This is a genomic window from Paraburkholderia sp. 31.1 (assembly GCF_014397645.1).
In the GTDB taxonomy this organism is placed as follows: Bacteria; Pseudomonadota; Gammaproteobacteria; order Burkholderiales; family Burkholderiaceae; genus Paraburkholderia; species Paraburkholderia tuberum.
In genome coordinates this window covers 11500-27340 of sequence record NZ_VZQN01000029.1, presented here as the reverse complement: position 1 = coordinate 27340, position 15841 = coordinate 11500, and the positions used below count along the sequence as shown (strand labels likewise).

Below are 15841 nucleotides of genomic sequence, written 5' to 3'. Positions count from 1 at the left end.
TATAGAAATGAGATTGTAGCAGCGTGCGCCTACGTGCTTGTGACAACCCGAGCCGCAATGACGATCGTCAATTCGCGGCCGTGACGGGCGCGTGGGCCGCGGGCGCGCGCAGCCCCGTGACGGACACCCGCAAACCGGGCGCCCCGACATTGTTGCTCAGCGACAGGCCGAGCTGATGCCGCTCGGCGATCCGCGCGACGATCGCGAGACCGAGCCCGCTGCCCTCGCCCTTCGACTCCTCGCCGCGATAGAAAGGGTCGAACACGCGTTCGAGTTCCGCCTCCGGAATTCCCGAGCCGCTGTCGACGACCTCGAAGCCCACGCGCTCGCCCGTGCGTCGCAGCACCACGTCGACACGGCCGCCCGCCGGCGTATGACGGATTGCGTTATTGATCAGGTTCCCTAACAACACGCTGATACTGTGCGGCTCCGCGAGCACGGTATAGGCGTCGTTCGGCGTGCGCGCGTGTTCGCATTCGAGGCCGAGATCGATCTCGCGCAACTCCGCGAGCACGGAACAATCGCTGACTGCCTGCTCGCCGATGCGGCGCAGGCTGACCGGCACCGTCGACGTGACCGGCTGCGCGTCTTCGCGTGCGAGCGTCAGCAGTTGCTGCACGAGGTGGATGATCCGGTTCACCCGATGTTCGACGCGCTCGAGCGTCTGCCCCTCGCCTCTCAGCGATCCATCGCGCGACGCCGCCTGCAGTTGCAGCTTCAGCGCCGCGAGCGGCGAGCGCAACTCGTGCGCGGCATCGGCGATGAACGTGCGCTGCGCCTGCTACGCCGTATGCAACCGTTGCAGCAGATCGTTCAGCGCTTCGACGAGCGGCCGGATTTCGACCGGCAGGCTGCCGTCGAGCCGCAGCGGTTCGAGCGAATCGATCGAACGCGTCGCGAGCGCGCGCGACAGCCCGCCGATCGGCGCGAGCCCGCGCGCGACCACCAGCAGCACCAGCGCGATCGTCACCGGCAGCAACACGCCGAGCGGCCACAGCGTGTGCAGCGCGAGCTGCAACGCGAGTTCTTCGCGCACCGAGACCGGTTGCGCGACCTGCACGTAGCGGTCTGTCTGCGCGACGCCGAAGATGCGCCAGTGGTATTCGCCGCGCGGCACTGTGTGAAAGCCCGGCGGCAGACGCTCGAACACCGGCGCCTGCGCGGAGCGATAGACGAGCGTACCGCCGCGGTCCCAGATTTCGATGACGATGCGGTCGTCGGCGAGATCGCCGAGGTCGGGTTCCCGCCGCTCGCGGCTGCCCGCGCCGCTCAGCGCCGACGGCAGCGACAGCGCGACGGTGCGCAGTTCGTAGTCGAACAGCTCGCTCGCCTCGCGCCGCGCGGTATGGAAGATCGCGAAAGCCGCGATCATCGACGCCGCCGCCATGCCGAAGATCAGCCAGCCGAGCAGCCAGCGGCGAATCGACGTCATCCGCACCTCTTCAGGCGGTAGCCGACCCCGCGCACGGTCACGACCTGGTCCGCGCCGATCTTGCGCCGCAGACTGTGCACATGCACTTCGATCGTATTGCTGCCGACTTCCTCGCCCCAGCCGTACAGCTTTTCTTCGAGCTCGGCCTTCGTGAACACGCGGGTCGGCTCCTCGATCAGCGCCTGCAGCAACGCGAATTCGCGCGGCACCAGCGGCAGCGGCACGCCGTCCTTGGCGACTTCATGCGCGGCGGGGTCGAGCGTCAGTTCGCCGTGACTGTAGACCGGCTGCTTCCGGCCGGTGCGTCTGCGCAGCAGCGCGCGAATGCGCGCGGCCAGTTCGTCGAGATCGAACGGCTTGATCAGGTAGTCGTCGGCGCCGGCGTCGAGACCGCGGATGCGCTCGTCGACCGCGTCGCGCGCGGTCAGGATGATCACGGGCGCCGCGCCGCCGTTGCGGCGATACGCGTTCAGCACGTCGATGCCGTCTTTTTTCGGCAGGCCGAGGTCGAGCAGCACGAGGTCGTACACGCCGTTATCGAGCGACAGTTCCGCCGCGCGGCCGTCCTCGGCCCAGTCGATCGCGTAGCCGGCGCGGCGCATCGCGCCCAGCACCGATTCCGCGATCATGTCGTCGTCTTCGACCAGTAGCAGGCGCATGGCCTCTCCTCTCCTTGGTGGGTTTTGGCCGCCGCATTATCGGCCGTCGCAGCTTAACGAACCCTTACGGGGGTACGGACGACGCGTCGATTTCGCACGGCTCGGCTCGCGCGATTCGACGTTAAGCCTGTCTTATCGTGCAGTTGCTGCTCGTGCTGTTGCTGCTGCCGGCGTTGCTGAAGCTGTTGATGAAAAAGCAGCCGGTGTGAGCGTGGCCAAAGTTTTCCGCGTTTCGCGAAGCATGGCGCTACGCAAGCACATCCGCGAACCCGCCGATCCGCCCCCCAAGCGCGCGGATCGCGGCGGCCACCCGTGGCGACAGCAGCGCCTGCAACTCGTCGGCATGCCGGTAGTCGTGCATGCCGTCGCTCAGCGCGTCGCCGGCCAGCGCCGGATGACAGTAGATTTCGCCGACACCATGCGGCAGATTCGCGAGCGCGGCGAGCCAGGCCGCCTCATCCATGCGCCCGCTCGCCGCGATGCCGACCACGTAGTCGTTGTGCGCGATCCCCGCGCGCTCGAGCCGCGTCTTCACGTGCGCGATCCACGGCCGCAGCCACAGCGGCGCGTTCGCTTCGAACGGCAAACGCATCGCCCTCATGCCGTAGTCGCGGCCGATGTCGAGGATCAGGCCGAGCACGGTCGGATGCAGATGAAAATGCTTGTGTGTGTTGACGTGGTCGAGCGTAAGGCCGGTCGCGGCGAAGGCTTCGAATTGCGCGCGAATTTCGTGCGAGAGCTGCCGGCGCACGTGCGGCAGAAAAAAGAAGCGCACACCGTCACGCACCATGTTGCTGCCGAAGCGGCCATTCTCGTCGAGCAGCGCGGCGACCTGCTCGCGCGGCGCCAGCGCGGCGCCGTCGGCCAGCACCAGATGCAGGCCCACGCGCAGTTCCGGCAGCATACGCGCGCGCGCGACCGCGTCTTTGGCGGCCGGCGCGCCGACCATCAGACTCGCGGCGCGCAGCACACCGTTGCGATGCGCACGCTCGACCGCGATATTGACGCGCTGATGCAGACCGAAATCGTCGGCGGTGATGATCAGTCCGCGCGGCTGGGTGGGTTTTGCGCTCTCCATCACGTGAGGCTGTCCAGCCGGCCGCTGCGCTCGGCGGACGGCGTGCCGAGCTGCATGCGCTCGCCGCGCCACACGACGTGCGAACCGAACGCGCTGACGAGCCACTGGAGCGCGAGCAGCGTATCGCGCAACGGCACCAGCGGCAGATCGCGCCAGAACGTGCGCACGCGGCGTGCCGCGCGCAGGTGCAGCAGCAGGCGCGCGCCAACGCAGACCGCAGTGGCCGACGCGCTCGCGACCACCGCCGCGAAAGGCGCGTGAGCACACGTCGCGAGCGACACGGTCTGCCCCGCGCTCGTCAACAGCCACGGCGTGGGGAACGTGATCAGCAGCGACACGAAGCCCGGCGGATTGACCGAGCGGATCGTGCGCAGCCAGCGCGTTTCGCGCTGCCACAGCGCCGCGAAGGTCGGCTCGATCACGTCGGTCGCGACCATCACGCGCGACAGCACCGTTTGCAGACCGAGTGCGCGCACGTGCTCGGCGAGCCAGTAGTCGTCGGCGAGGCAGTTTTTCAGCGCTTCGAAGCCGCCGATGCGCTCCAGCGTCGCGCGCCGCAACGCGAGCGTCGCGCCGAAGCCGAAGCGGCGCGAGCCGATCGCATGGGCGACCCGCACCGAGGGTGCGAACCACTCGTTGATGAACAGCGCACCGACACGCGGCCAGAAGCCGCCGACGCCGCGCGCGACGTACAGGCACGTGACCACGCCGACGTTCGGGTCCGCAAGCGGCGCGGCGACGCTGTCGAGATAGTCCGGGTCGACCGCGATGTCGCTGTCGGCGATCACGATCATGTCGTGGCGCGCGCGTGCCACCATGTTGATCAGGTTGCTGACTTTCAGATTGCTGCCGTGTATGCGTGTGTCGATTGCAAGCTCGATGTCGCGCTTCGGATAGGCGGCCTGCAAACGGCGCACCACCGCGATGGCGGGATCGTGCGGCGACGACACGCCCAACACCAGCTGAAATTGCTGATGTCGCTGTTCGCAGAAGGTTCGCAGATTTTCGTAGAGACGCGGCTCGGCGCCGCACAGCGGCTTCAGCACGCTGACACCGACCTGCGCGAACGGCCCGGTTGGACAATCGAGCGAATCCATCAGCGAACGGCTGAGCGCGCGATTGACGGCCCTGCCCCCATGATGGTTCGATTTATGTCGGGCGGTGAAAAACGGCATGGCGAGCGCGGCGGCTGCCGTGTAGATCGAAGCGCTAACGCAGGCGGCTAACAGAAGCCATTGACATGCAATCAACGCGTGCGCCGCCATTGTGTGCCGTCCGTGTCGGTCAGTGCTCGGCCAGCACGAAAGGTTGCCCCGTTAGTCGCAGATGAAGCACGACGAGCCACCGGCGCGGACAATTCGCTGCGATCACGGCGGGCCATGCGCCGCGAGCAGCGCGAATCGCGCAGTCGCGCCGCACCGCGACCTCGAAGGCGACCTCGGCAAATTCGCGCGCGATCACCACGCCGCCGATGATCAGCGCGAGCGCGAACAGCCTGAACGATGCCGAAGCGAAAAAAGCGTCAGAGACGGGCAGTACCGGCAACGCCATGCACAGCAGCGCTTCGGTGCCCGCGGCCGTCAGAGACGCGACTAGCAGATGGGCTCGTAGCATGTCGATGGTGACTCGCTTCATAACGTGCCTCGTGCGCGGCCTTGCGGCCTGACCGGATGCTGGCAATGACGGGATTCGTCGAGATCGTCCGTTGACGCCATCGACCAGCATAAAGAATGCCTCGCGCGTGGCTCCATCGAAGTCCTTACGATCAGGTTGCGATGGTCTGACGACAACGTGGTCTCGCACATGCATTACGATCTGCGACGACCATTTATAGCGCGTCGATGGTATCGATTCAAGCTGAAGGAAACCTTAACCACGCGCATGGCATGAAGCGGCTAACGAACGGCGTGGTTACACTTCGGAAGGCGGCAGATGGTTCGTCTATGTGCATCAATGCCGCTTGCATCTAAATGCTCGACGTTATGCAATAACGCCCCACAATGGAATATCTGCCTCATGCGCTTACTCCTCGTAGAAGACGACGAACTCATCGGCTGCGGTGTCGAGGCAGGCCTTCGTCAGGCCGGCTTCACAGTCGACTGGGCACGCGACGGCCACAAGGCCGGCCTCGCGCTCGACACGACTCAATATGCCTTGGTAGTACTCGACCTCGGCCTGCCGCGCGTGAGCGGCACGGAGCTGCTCAAACGCGTGCGCGACGCCGGCAATGACGTGCCGGTGCTGGTGTTGACCGCAAAAGGCACGGTCGTCGATCGCGTCGGCGGACTCGAAGCGGGCGCCGACGACTATCTCGGCAAGCCGTTCGATCTCACCGAGCTGGTGGCGCGGTGCCGCGCGCTGTTGCGTCGCGCACAAGGTCGCAGTATCGATCTGATTCGTTACCAGAATCTGACAGTGAATCCGGCCGCCCAAACGGTGCAGATCGACGAGGCGCGCGTGCCGCTCACGTCGCGCGAATGGGCGATCCTGCTGCAACTGCTGACCAATCTCGGCATTCCTCAGTCGCGCTCGCGGCTCGAAGAAAGCCTGTACGGCTGGCAGGAAGAAATCGAAAGCAATGCGATCGAGGTGCACGTGTCGAACCTGCGCAAGAAGCTCGGCGCAAGCCTGATCAAGACCGTGCGCAACATCGGCTATGTGATGGAGAAAGAATGATCGGTCCGTCGATTCGGCGGCGCCTCGTGCTGCTCGTGCTCGCGAGCATCGCGATCGTATGGGGCGGCGCGCTCGCGTCGAGCTACCGGCAAGCCATCCACGAAGTCGCCGAGTGGGAACGAGCGCGTCTCGCCGAACTCGCGCAGATGCTCGCGCTGCTCGATTCGACGAATCTGATGACGCTCGCCAATGCGCGCATCGACGTGCGCGAAGAAGAGAGAGGCGGTGAGCCCGGCGCGAGCGATCTCGACGACGACGACACGCTGCCGCGCGACGCCCTCTTCCAGGTGCGCGCGGCCAACGGCGCCATTCTGGCGGGCAGCCCGCAACTGCATGCGCTCGCCGCGTGGGATTTGCCGTTGCCGCCCGCGAGCGGCGCGCAGGACGTCACGTTGGGCGGCCAGCTCTATCACTCGTTCACGTTGCGCGAAACGGCGCTCGGTCACAGCGTGCGCGTGTTCGAACTGGCCAACACCCGCAGCGACCTGGTGAGCGGTGTCGCGAGCCGCATCGCGCGGCCCACGCTGATCGCGCTGCCAGTGCTCGCGGTGCTCGTGTGGCTCAGCATCGGCTGGAGTCTCGCGCCGCTGAAGGTGTTGTCGGCCGCGATCCGTTCGCGCGACATCAACCGCATGGACCCGGTCGGCATCGGCCGCACGCCGCTCGAGGTGCGCCCGCTCGTCGACGCGATCAACCAGATGCTCGCGCGTCTGCACCATGCGCGCGAGCTAGAGCGCGCCTTCACCGCCGATGCCGCGCACGAACTGAAGACGCCGCTCGCCGCGATCAAGGTACAGGCGCAGGTCGCGCTCGCCGAGCCCGACATCGCGCTGCAGCGGCTCGCGATGGAGCGCGTCGTGCAAGGCGTCGATCGCAGCGCGCGGCTCGCCGAGCAACTGCTGCTGCTCGCGCGGCTCGACGTGCAGGAGAAGCTGCCCACCGAGCCGCTGAGGCCGGCGGCGATCGCGAAAGATACGCTGCTCGCGAACAGGCGCAATGCGCAACAGAGGCACATCAATGTGATGCTGGTCGGCGACATGCTCGCCGAGATCGACGCGGAGCCCGTGCTGATCGGCATCCTGCTCGACAATCTGCTCGATAACGCGATCAAGTACGGACGCTCGGGCGGCACTGTCGAAGTGGCGGTGCGCCATGCCGACGAGCAGGTGCAGCTGATCGTGCGCGACGACGGCCCCGGCGTCGCGCCGGACGATCTCGCGCGGCTCACGAACCGCTTTTTCCGCGCGACCGGCAATCAGGCGACCGGCAGCGGGCTCGGTTTGTCGATCGTTGCGCGGATCGCCGAGCATTTCGGCGCGAGTCTGCAGCTAGGCGCCGGGATCGGGGACCAGGGGCTTGCGGTGCGGGTGTCGTTTCCGGCCTATCGCGCGACGCGCTGAAGGCGCGCGCCAATCGCTCAGCGCCGCTCGCCGCCCCGGTTCGCGTCAGCGACACCCGAACGCTGCTTGGCCAGTTCGGCGCGCACGCCGTGCGGTGCGGCATGCGGCCGCGCGCTGCCGGACGCCTCGAACAGCTGCCACGCGATCAGGCCCGGCACGAATATCAGCAGATCGCGAATTCGCCGCGCGGCCGCGAGCGCGAGACAGGTGGCGGGGTCGAGCCCCAGTGCGCCGCCAATCAGTATGAAAGCGCCCTCCTGCACGCCGAGACCGCCCGGCACGAAGAACGCAGCGCTGCTGACCGCCTGGATCAGCGATTCGATCACGATCGCCTCGACGAGCGTCACGCGCGCGCCGAGGAAATACAGCGCGAGCCAGATTTCGAGCGAGGTCAGCACGCATTGCAGCGGCTGCCAGAAGAACAGATAGCGCAGCACGACCGCGCGGCGGCGCCAGATCACCTTGATCGACTGATCGATCTGCGCGGACTGGCCGACCAGCGCGGTTAGCTTGCCGCTCGTCACGCGGTTCGCCACGCGCGTGATGCGCTCGAACGGATTGGCATGCTGGACGAGCCCGAACAGCAACAGCACCGGCGTCAACGCGACCACGCCCCACGCGAGCTGCCCGGCGAGCCGCAGCGCGCCCGATTGCGCATTGGCGAACAGAAAACCAATCCCGACCATCGTGAACATCAGCTGGCTGATCACGGTCAGCTGCATGTCGACGATGGTGCTGGCCACCGCTGTCGACGGCCTGACGCCCCAGCGCTTGAACATACGGAACGACACGAGTTCGCCGCCGATCCGCGCGACCGGCAGCATGCAGTTGACCGATTCGCGCACCCACACCAGATGCAGCATCCTGCCGAAGCTGGGGCGGTTCGCGCCGCGAATCAGCGAGCGCCAGTCGCACGCGTTGGCGATCATCGGCAGCACATGCGCGAGCGCGGCCACCACGAGGCCCGCGCCAGCCGCGCGCAACGCGCTGAGCACCGCGCGCGGATCTTCGCGCCAGACGAGCCACAAAGAGATCAGCAAACCCGCGAGCGCAGCCGCGCGGCCCAGATGCTTCATCATGCGGGCACCTCGCACACGACCTCGGTATACGTGATGCGCCGCACGCCGCGTGTCGCCGGGGCGCTGCCGTGCGTCTCCAGGGCGCTCCCATTTCGCCCGTTCGAAGCTTCTTCGTTCATTGCCAGCCCAATCTGCCGTTCGTTCGTCATTCGTCCTGCGCCGCCGACAGCAGCCCATCGCCGTCGACCTTGAAGCTGAAGCCCCGCCAGATCACCCGCGACGAGCGGAAGCTCGCGACGAAAATCGCAAACGATACGATATCCCATAACGGCAGAAGCCACAGATCGCGGCAGCGCTGACGCAACGCCCGATCCGCACGCCACTTCAACGCGAGACGCGCGACCACCGTCACTGCCGCGAGCAGCCACGCCCACGGCGCGCCGCCCGAGCACGCGAGCGCGAGCAGCGCGAACGGCAACGGATGCACGAGCGCCGTGCCGAAGTGTCCGAGCGGATCGATACGGCGAATCGTGCGGCTCCAGCGCAGTTCGTGCGTCACGAGTTGTGCGGCGCTCGCTTCGACACACGCATGCGCGATTGCGAACGGCGGAATCGTGACCTGCTCGCCCGCCGCGCGCACCGCCGCGCCGATCTCGTAGTCCTCGGCCAGATGCTGCACGAACGGTTTGAAGCCGCCGATCCGCTCGTAGGTGTCGCGCCGCATCGCGATGGTCTGGCCGAAGCACGGCCGCGCGAGCCCGAGCGCGAGTCCGGTGACGACGCCCGGCAGGAACTGGTAGTTGGTTGCGATCGCCGACAGCCGCGGCCAGAAACCCGGATCGGGCTGGCCGCGATATGCGCAGGTGACGAGCCCGACGCCCGGCTGCTGCAATTCGCCGATCACGTTGCGCAGATAGTCCGGGCCGACGCACACGTCGCTGTCGGCGAACACGAGCACGTCGTGGCGCGCCTGCGGCACCATGTTGAGGATATTGCTGATCTTGCGGTTCGGGCCGTACAGTCGCGCATCGGCGACGACGGTGATGTCCGCCTGAGGATGGAGACGCCGCAGTTCGTTGACGGTTTGCAGCGCGGGGTCGGCGCAGTCATGCACGCCGAACAGGAATTGCACGGGCCCGGGATAATTTTGCGCGCAGAAGCTCGACAGATTGTCGAGCAACGCCCACTCGTTGCCATGCAACGGTTTGATCACCGTAATGGGTGGAAAGCTGGAGGGTTCGGCTACATCCCTCGCGAAGAAGCGCCCGATCAGCGCGCTCGCGAGCACGGTGTAGCCGATGCCGACAACGGTCGCCGCCGCGCACGCGTACGCGAGCGTGACGGCGGCGAGGTGTGCGGCGCTCACGCCTCGTGCGCGCGCAGGAAGCGGAAAAATTCGACGCCTTCGCGCAGGCGCCGTTTCATCATGTCCCAGCTCGTCAGCATTTCGCGCAGGATCTCCCAGATCTTCGACGGCCGGAAATAAAAGCGTTTATAGAAGTTTTCGAGCTGGTGGTACATCTCGTCTCGCGACAGATGCGGGTAGCCGATCGCCGCCAGTTGCACGCCTTCCTTGCTGACGAGATTGATCACCTTGTTCTCCGCGAGCCAGCCGTTCTCGACCGCCTGGTTATAGAGCGTAGTGCCCGGGTACGGCGCGGCGAGCGACACCTGGATCGTCAGCGGATTGATCTCTTTCGCGTACTCGATGGTCTTCTGGATCGTTTCCGGCGTCTCGCCCGGCAAGCCGAGAATGAAGGTGCCGTGCACCTTGATGCCCAGCGTGCGGCAGTCCTGGGCGAAGCGCCGCGCGATGTCGGTACGCAAGCCCTTCTTGACGTTCAGCAGGATCTGGTCGTCGCCGGATTCGTAGCCGACCAGCAGCAGGCGCAAGCCGTTTTCCCTCATGATCTTCAGCGTCGAGTAAGGCACGTTCGCCTTCGCGTTGCACGACCATGTGACGCCCAGCTTGCCCATGCCTCGCGCGATTTCTTCGGCGCGCGGTTTGAAGTCGGTGAACGTGTCGTCGTCGAACATGATCTCCTTGACTTCGGGCATGTTGTCGCGAATCCACTTGACTTCCTCGAGCACGTTCTCGACCGAACGCACCCGATAGCGATGGCCGCCGACCGTTTGCGGCCACAGGCAGAACGTGCACTTCGAGCGGCAGCCGCGGCCGGTGTAGAGCGACACGTACGGATGCTTCAGGTAGCCGTTGAAGTAATTCTTGATGGTCAGATCGCGCTTGTAGATCGGCGCGACGAACGGCAGCTCGTCCATGTTCTCGAGGATCGGGCGCGCTTCGTTGTGCTCGATCGAGCCGTCGGGGGTGCGATAGCTCAAGCCCAGGATCTGCGCGAACGGCTTGCCTTCGGCGATTTCCTTGCAGGTGAAATCGAATTCCTCGCGACACACGAAGTCGATGGCCTCGGTCGCGGTCAGCGAATTGTGCGGATCGACCGCGACCTTCGCGCCGACCATGCCGATCAGCAGCGACGGCTTGCGCTTCCTGAGGTCCTGGGCGAACAACGCGTCGGTCGGGAAGGATGGCGTGCTGGTGTGGATCACCACCAGCTCGTATTGCGAGGCGATGTCGAGGGCGGCGTCGACGGACAGGCCGTCTGCCGTGGCGTCGAGCACGCGGCTGTCGGGAACCAGTGCCGCGGGTTGGGCGAGCCACGTCGGATACCAGAACGAGCGAACTTCACGCTTGGCCTGATAGCGCGAACCCGCACCACCATCGAAGCCGTCGTACGACGGCGCCTGCAAGAACAGAGTTTTCATGGATGCTCCAGCAAGCCTTTATAGGCGCTTTCGGTTTTCAGTCGGGAATCTATTCTGTTCCATTGCCCGAATGCAGGTCGGGAAAGCCTGTGCTCGACCTGCACGTAGCGGTGGCCGCGGTCCGGAAAGGCCACGGGCAGTGGCGCAAATAGTACGGAGCAAAGCTGAAGGAAACCTGAAGAATAATACTGCGTTCAGACCGCGCGCGGCATGCTCCGATGGGGCGATTTGTGCAATCGACGCGCTCGTGCAATCGTGTCGCATCGATGTCGTATCGGCGTGGTAAATGGATAGGTTCTCGCGTGGCGTGCGGGCGAGCCCCGCCGGCGCCGCCGATTCACGCCACCTTCACGGGCGCGAACGCTCGGCCCGACGCGTCGCTCATCGCGCGAGATGCCTCGCCCATTCGAGCCAGCCGAGATTGAGGGCCGCGTTTACCACTACGCCGAGCGCCGACGCGAGCGCGGCGATCATGGTCCAGAAGGCCGAGCGCCGCGCCGCGCGCGCCGACGTGTGGGCGGCGGCCGCAGCGTCGCGCGACGCGCTCGCCGCCGCCTGCGCGATATGCGACGACGCCTCCATGCGCGCGAGCGACCTCAGCGCGAAACCGCGCTCGTCGTCGCGCGTGGCGGCGGCCGCCTCACGCGCCGCGTCGTCGCGCTCCGCCTGCTCGAACAGATAGCGATGACAGAACGGCGTCAGCGGTTCGTCGGGATAGCCCGCGGCGAAGTTTTTCGCATAGGCGGCGCCGCCATTGCGCTCGATCTCCGCGTAGGCGGCGTCCTTATCCATGGTTGGCTCGCATGCGGACGAGCCGCCCGGCCGGCGTCACACGGGCTTGATGTCGGCGGCCTGTTTGCCTTTCGGCCCCTGCTTGATTTCGAAGCTGACTTTCTGGTTTTCCTGCAACGACTTGAAACCTTCGGATCGAATCTCCGAAAAATGGGCGAACAGATCTTCGCCGCCGTCATCGGGAGTGATGAAGCCGAAGCCCTTTGCGTCGTTGAACCATTTCACTGTTCCGGTTGGCATGGCGATGTCCTCGTGATGCGCTGTAGTAGCGGTTGAATGGATGAAGCGCTGCGTCCTGCAAGCGTTTCGTGCGGCGCTGACGCGGCGCCCCGGCACGACCCGCAAAATCGCTCCGGTGCCAAGCCTCAGCAAGCCGCATGCCGCGACCGGGCGCCTGCGGGCCGCGCCGGTGCGATTGCCCGCAATCAGATAAGATAAATGGTATCCGCAATTCATTCATGGCCGCGCAGGAATGTCGCCTCGTGCCGCACGTCCGCGCGGCCAGTTGTTTTCCCACTCACAGGAACCCAGCATGGCCATCTCGAGCTATACCGATACCCGTCTTCTGATCAACGGCGAATGGTGCGACGCCGCCAGCGGCAAGACCCTCGACGTGATCAACCCCGCCACCGGCCAGGCCATCGGCAAGGTCGCGCATGCCGGCATCGCCGATCTGGACCGCGCGCTCGAAGCCGCGCAGCGCGGCTTCGAAGCCTGGCGCAAGGTGCCGGCCAACGAGCGCGCAACCGTCATGCGCCGTGCCGCCGCCCTCGTGCGTGAGCGCGCCGCGGACATCGGCCGCCTGATGACGCAGGAACAGGGCAAGCCGTTCGCCGAGGCGCGCGGCGAAGTGCTGGCGGCCGCGGACATCATCGAATGGTTCGCGGACGAAGGCCGCCGCGTGTATGGCCGCATCGTGCCGTCGCGCAACCTTGCCGCGCAGTCGCAGGTGCTGAAGGAGCCGATCGGCCCGGTCGCGGCGTTCACGCCGTGGAACTTCCCGGTCAACCAGGTCGTGCGCAAGCTGTCGGCGGCGCTCGCCTGCGGCTGCTCGTTCCTCGTCAAGGCGCCGGAAGAAACCCCGGCGTCGCCGGCGGCGCTGCTGCAAGCCTTCGTCGAGGCCGGCGTGCCGGCCGGCACGGTCGGCCTCGTGTTCGGCGATCCGGCTGAAATCTCGAGCTACCTGATCCCGCATCCGGTGATCCGCAAGGTTACGTTCACGGGCTCGACGCCGGTCGGCAAGCAGCTCGCGGCGCTGGCCGGCTCGCACATGAAGCGCGCGACGATGGAGCTCGGCGGCCACGCGCCGGTGATCGTCGCAGAAGACGCCGACGTCGCGCTCGCCGTCAAGGCAGCCGGCGCCGCGAAGTTCCGCAACGCTGGCCAGGTCTGCATCTCGCCGACGCGTTTTCTCGTGCACAACAGCCTCCGCGAAGAGTTCGCCGCGGCGCTCGTCAAGCACGCTGAAAGCCTGAAACTCGGCGACGGTCTCGCCGAAGGCACGACGCTCGGGCCGCTCGCCAACGCGCGCCGTCTGACGGCGATGGCCAAGGTCGTCGACGACGCCCGCAAGACCGGCGCGAAGGTCGCGACGGGCGGCGAGCGCGTCGGTACCGAAGGCAACTTCTTCGCGGCCACCGTGCTGACCGACGTGCCGCTCGACGCCGACGTGTTCAACAACGAGCCGTTCGGCCCGGTCGCCGCGATTCGCGGCTTCGACAAGCTCGAAGAAGCGATCGCCGAAGCGAACCGCCTGCCGTTCGGCCTCGCCGGCTACGCGTACACGAAGTCGTTCGCCAACGTGCACCTGCTGTCGCAGCGCATGGAAGTCGGCATGCTGTGGATCAACCAGCCTGCCACGCCGACGCCGGAAATGCCGTTCGGCGGCGTCAAGGATTCCGGCTACGGCTCGGAAGGCGGCCCGGAGGCGATGGAAGCCTACCTCGTGACCAAGGCGGTCACGGTGATGTCGGTTTAATCACGGGTTTAGTCACGCCAATCACGCGCTTCGGGAACGGCGCCGCGGTTTTGCCGCTCGCATCGTTCCCGAGCGCGGCTCAACCGATCTGCCAGGTCCACGAGTCTTCCGCTCGCGGACCTTTTTTATTGCCATGAACGATATTTCCGCCGAATCGATGCAGCCCACGCTGAGCGGCTCGTTCGTCGAGCTGCGGCCGCTGCGCGAGGAGCACGCGCAGGCCCTCGTCGACGCCGCCGCCGACGGGCAACTGTGGGACATGAAGCTGACCGTCGTGCCGGGCCCGGCGACGATCGACGCCTATATCGCCACCGCGCTCGCCGGCCGTGCGGCCGGCAAGGTGATGCCGTTCGTGATCGTGCGGCGCGACGAGGATGACGAGAATGACCGTGCTGGCCGGATAGTCGGCAGTACGCGGTTCTGGAAGATCGATCGCGCGAACCGCAAGCTCGAAATCGGCCATACGTGGCTCGCCGCCTCGGCGCAGCGCTCGGTCGTGAACACCGAGGCGAAATATCTGCTGCTGTGCCACGCGTTCGACGTGATGCGCTGCGTGCGCGTGCAGTTCACGACCGACGAGCTCAACGACAAATCGCGCGCGGCGATCCTGCGCATCGGCGCGCAACAGGAAGGCATCGTGCGGCACGAGCGGATCATGCCCGATGGGCGCAAGCGCAACTCGGTGCGCTTTAGCATCATCGACGACGAATGGCCGGCGGTGAAAGCGATGCTCGAAGCGAAGCTGGCGCGCTGAGCGGCGCGCCGGCTTCCTGCTACCGACTCATTCAAACGGGCGCATCGCGCTGCTCGTTGAGCGGCGCCGCCTGCGTCGCCGTGGCGAACTCCTCGCGCAGCCCGTCGCGCGCATGATGCCGGCGCACCCACAGCGCCGTGAGGATCGGCACCAGAATCGCGGTCACGAGGCAAGCGGTGGCGACCATCGCGGTCGCGGCCGGCACCAGCGGTTTGAAGCTCGGAATCATGTCGGCGATGATCGCCGGATTCGCGACCGCGGCCCCTGCCGTCGACGACGCCGCCAGCCCCGCCGCGCCATTGCCGCCGGCAATCCAGCGATCGGCGAGAATCAGCGGCACGCCGGTCACGACGATCACGCCAAGCCCCAGCACGATGCCCGGCAGGCCGCTCGTGACGATCACGTTCAGATCGATGCCGTTGCCGAGCGCAAAGCCGAAAAACGGAATCAGCGGATGCACGCAACGGCCGAACAGCTCGCGCAGCTCGCTATCGAAGTTGCCGAGCGCAAACCCGATCAGGAACGGCAGCACCGCGCCGACGAACAGGCGCGGCTCGAAGAACGCGACCCCCGTCGCACCCAGAATGATCATGCTGATCAGCGGCCCCGATTCGACCGACATCAGCACGAACGCGCCCGCCTCTTCCTTCGTGCCGTACTGTTGCATCACGGCCGCGTACAGCCCGCCGTTGGTCATGTCCATCGAGGTGGTGATCGCGAGCATCGACAGTCCCGCGAACAGCCCGGTCTTGATGCCATCGATCGGAATGAAGCGCGCCGCGATCAGCGTGACGATCCACGCGACCAGCATCTTGGTGACGAGCAGCGTGCCCGACTTGCGCAGCACGGTGCCGGTCGCGCGCAGGTCGATCGTCGCGCCCATGCAGAAGAACCATACCGCGAGGATCGGCACGGTGCCGGTAATCAGGCCGTTGGTGAACGAGCCGAAGTATTTGCCCGCGCCCGGCGCGAACGTATGCACACAGGCGCCGAGCAGCAGCGGCACCAGCATCAGACCGCCAGGAATGCGGTCGATGGCCTTCTTGATCTTCATGCCTCCTCCATGGACGGTGACGTCCCGTTGACGGGCTAATGACCCGCGTTGGTGTCCCGTTCTACGCCGGGCTCTCCCTGTCCGGCGCAATATAGCATCATGAAAGGAACGCCGTTCCGTTTTATTTCTTAAACCTGACTATCGTTTACCCGGTCGTTCGCGCTATGCGTTGCCAGCCGCGATCACCCGTCACAATATTTTCGGACCAGTGTTCC

General features: G+C 66.1%; 14 protein-coding genes and 1 pseudogene. 4 read left to right on the top strand and 11 right to left on the bottom strand.

Features of this window, described 5'->3' with window-relative positions; all coding sequences use genetic code 11:
* Positions 1-67: 67 nt before the first annotated feature.
* The 5 genes and pseudogenes from F6X37_RS22230 to F6X37_RS22210 all read right to left on the bottom strand — a co-directional run bounded on the left by F6X37_RS22230 (position 68) and on the right by F6X37_RS22210 (position 4804).
* A pseudogene (locus F6X37_RS22230) lies at positions 68-1432 on the bottom strand (ATP-binding protein).
* A complete protein-coding gene (locus tag F6X37_RS22225; protein WP_187612765.1) occupies positions 1429-2091 on the bottom strand; it encodes a response regulator in 663 nt (220 codons plus the stop codon). Before F6X37_RS22225 ends, F6X37_RS22230 begins: the two are co-directional and overlap by 4 nt.
* A gap of 247 nt (positions 2092-2338) precedes the next feature.
* On the bottom strand, positions 2339-3169 hold the full coding sequence (gene hpnK / locus F6X37_RS22220) for a hopanoid biosynthesis-associated protein HpnK (protein WP_187612764.1): 831 nt from the start codon (positions 3167-3169) through the stop codon (positions 2339-2341).
* A complete protein-coding gene (gene hpnI / locus F6X37_RS22215; RefSeq protein WP_187612763.1) occupies positions 3169-4434 on the bottom strand; it encodes a bacteriohopanetetrol glucosamine biosynthesis glycosyltransferase HpnI in 1266 nt (421 codons plus the stop codon). Before hpnI (F6X37_RS22215) ends, hpnK begins: the two co-directional genes overlap by 1 nt.
* 19 nt (positions 4435-4453) lie before the next feature.
* The gene (locus F6X37_RS22210) at positions 4454-4804 is read right to left on the bottom strand and encodes a hypothetical protein (protein ID WP_090805226.1); all 351 of its coding nucleotides are present in this window, start codon (positions 4802-4804) and stop codon (positions 4454-4456) included.
* Between the two features lie 381 nt (positions 4805-5185).
* Here F6X37_RS22210 and F6X37_RS22205 point away from each other — a divergent pair, with 381 nt between their 5' ends.
* Positions 5186-5845 (top strand): response regulator, encoded by a 660-nt coding sequence (locus F6X37_RS22205; RefSeq protein ID WP_090805227.1) that lies wholly within the window; start codon positions 5186-5188, stop codon positions 5843-5845.
* Positions 5842-7245 (top strand): ATP-binding protein, encoded by a 1404-nt coding sequence (locus tag F6X37_RS22200; protein ID WP_187612762.1) that lies wholly within the window; start codon positions 5842-5844, stop codon positions 7243-7245. The genes F6X37_RS22205 and F6X37_RS22200 overlap by 4 nt, the downstream gene beginning before the upstream one ends.
* Before the next feature lie 17 nt (positions 7246-7262).
* On the opposite strand, the gene F6X37_RS22195 is transcribed toward F6X37_RS22200, so the two are convergent.
* The 5 genes from F6X37_RS22195 to F6X37_RS22175 all read right to left on the bottom strand — a co-directional run bounded on the left by F6X37_RS22195 (position 7263) and on the right by F6X37_RS22175 (position 12080).
* Positions 7263-8324 (bottom strand): lysylphosphatidylglycerol synthase domain-containing protein, encoded by a 1062-nt coding sequence (locus F6X37_RS22195; protein ID WP_184067713.1) that lies wholly within the window; start codon positions 8322-8324, stop codon positions 7263-7265.
* 145 nt (positions 8325-8469) lie between these two features.
* Complete coding sequence (gene hpnI, locus F6X37_RS22190) at positions 8470-9630, bottom strand: bacteriohopanetetrol glucosamine biosynthesis glycosyltransferase HpnI (RefSeq protein ID WP_090805232.1); 1161 nt, start codon at positions 9628-9630, stop codon at positions 8470-8472.
* Positions 9627-11048 carry a hopanoid biosynthesis associated radical SAM protein HpnJ gene (gene hpnJ, locus F6X37_RS22185; protein ID WP_184043334.1) on the bottom strand — a complete coding sequence of 474 codons (1422 nt, stop codon included), beginning with the start codon at positions 11046-11048 and terminating at the stop codon, positions 9627-9629. The genes hpnI (F6X37_RS22190) and hpnJ overlap by 4 nt, the downstream gene beginning before the upstream one ends.
* A 381-nt stretch (positions 11049-11429) precedes the next feature.
* On the bottom strand, positions 11430-11840 hold the full coding sequence (locus tag F6X37_RS22180) for a hypothetical protein (RefSeq protein ID WP_187612761.1): 411 nt from the start codon (positions 11838-11840) through the stop codon (positions 11430-11432).
* Positions 11841-11876: 36 nt separating this feature from the next.
* On the bottom strand, positions 11877-12080 hold the full coding sequence (locus tag F6X37_RS22175) for a cold-shock protein (RefSeq protein WP_007181784.1): 204 nt from the start codon (positions 12078-12080) through the stop codon (positions 11877-11879).
* 292 nt (positions 12081-12372) lie between these two features.
* Between F6X37_RS22175 and F6X37_RS22170 the strand changes: the two genes are divergently transcribed.
* Together F6X37_RS22170 and F6X37_RS22165 are read left to right on the top strand one after the other, a co-directional pair.
* Positions 12373-13818 carry an NAD-dependent succinate-semialdehyde dehydrogenase gene (locus F6X37_RS22170; RefSeq protein ID WP_187612760.1) on the top strand — a complete coding sequence of 482 codons (1446 nt, stop codon included), beginning with the start codon at positions 12373-12375 and terminating at the stop codon, positions 13816-13818.
* Between the two features lie 133 nt (positions 13819-13951).
* On the top strand, positions 13952-14572 hold the full coding sequence (locus F6X37_RS22165) for a GNAT family N-acetyltransferase (RefSeq protein WP_187612759.1): 621 nt from the start codon (positions 13952-13954) through the stop codon (positions 14570-14572).
* A gap of 31 nt (positions 14573-14603) precedes the next feature.
* On the opposite strand, the gene kdgT is transcribed toward F6X37_RS22165, so the two are convergent.
* On the bottom strand, positions 14604-15626 hold the full coding sequence (gene kdgT, locus F6X37_RS22160) for a 2-keto-3-deoxygluconate transporter (RefSeq protein ID WP_187612758.1): 1023 nt from the start codon (positions 15624-15626) through the stop codon (positions 14604-14606).
* Positions 15627-15841 lie beyond the last annotated feature (215 nt).

Excerpts from the sequence above, each read along its gene's own strand:
- F6X37_RS22175 (WP_007181784.1), bottom strand. The coding sequence starts at position 12,080 with ATGCCAACCGGAACAGTGAAATGGTTCAACGACGCAAAGGGCTTCGGC.
- F6X37_RS22180 (WP_187612761.1), bottom strand. The coding sequence starts at position 11,840 with ATGGATAAGGACGCCGCCTACGCGGAGATCGAGCGCAATGGCGGCGCC.
- F6X37_RS22205 (WP_090805227.1), top strand. The coding sequence starts at position 5,186 with ATGCGCTTACTCCTCGTAGAAGACGACGAACTCATCGGCTGCGGTGTC.
- F6X37_RS22165 (WP_187612759.1), top strand. The coding sequence starts at position 13,952 with ATGAACGATATTTCCGCCGAATCGATGCAGCCCACGCTGAGCGGCTCG.
- hpnK (WP_187612764.1), bottom strand. The coding sequence starts at position 3,169 with ATGGAGAGCGCAAAACCCACCCAGCCGCGCGGACTGATCATCACCGCC.
- F6X37_RS22170 (WP_187612760.1), top strand. The coding sequence starts at position 12,373 with ATGGCCATCTCGAGCTATACCGATACCCGTCTTCTGATCAACGGCGAA.
- hpnI (WP_187612763.1), bottom strand. The coding sequence starts at position 4,434 with ATGGCGGCGCACGCGTTGATTGCATGTCAATGGCTTCTGTTAGCCGCC.
- kdgT (WP_187612758.1), bottom strand. The coding sequence starts at position 15,626 with ATGAAGATCAAGAAGGCCATCGACCGCATTCCTGGCGGTCTGATGCTG.
- F6X37_RS22200 (WP_187612762.1), top strand. The coding sequence starts at position 5,842 with ATGATCGGTCCGTCGATTCGGCGGCGCCTCGTGCTGCTCGTGCTCGCG.
- F6X37_RS22210 (WP_090805226.1), bottom strand. The coding sequence starts at position 4,804 with ATGAAGCGAGTCACCATCGACATGCTACGAGCCCATCTGCTAGTCGCG.
- hpnJ (WP_184043334.1), bottom strand. The coding sequence starts at position 11,048 with ATGAAAACTCTGTTCTTGCAGGCGCCGTCGTACGACGGCTTCGATGGT.
- F6X37_RS22195 (WP_184067713.1), bottom strand. The coding sequence starts at position 8,324 with ATGATGAAGCATCTGGGCCGCGCGGCTGCGCTCGCGGGTTTGCTGATC.
- F6X37_RS22225 (WP_187612765.1), bottom strand. The coding sequence starts at position 2,091 with ATGCGCCTGCTACTGGTCGAAGACGACGACATGATCGCGGAATCGGTG.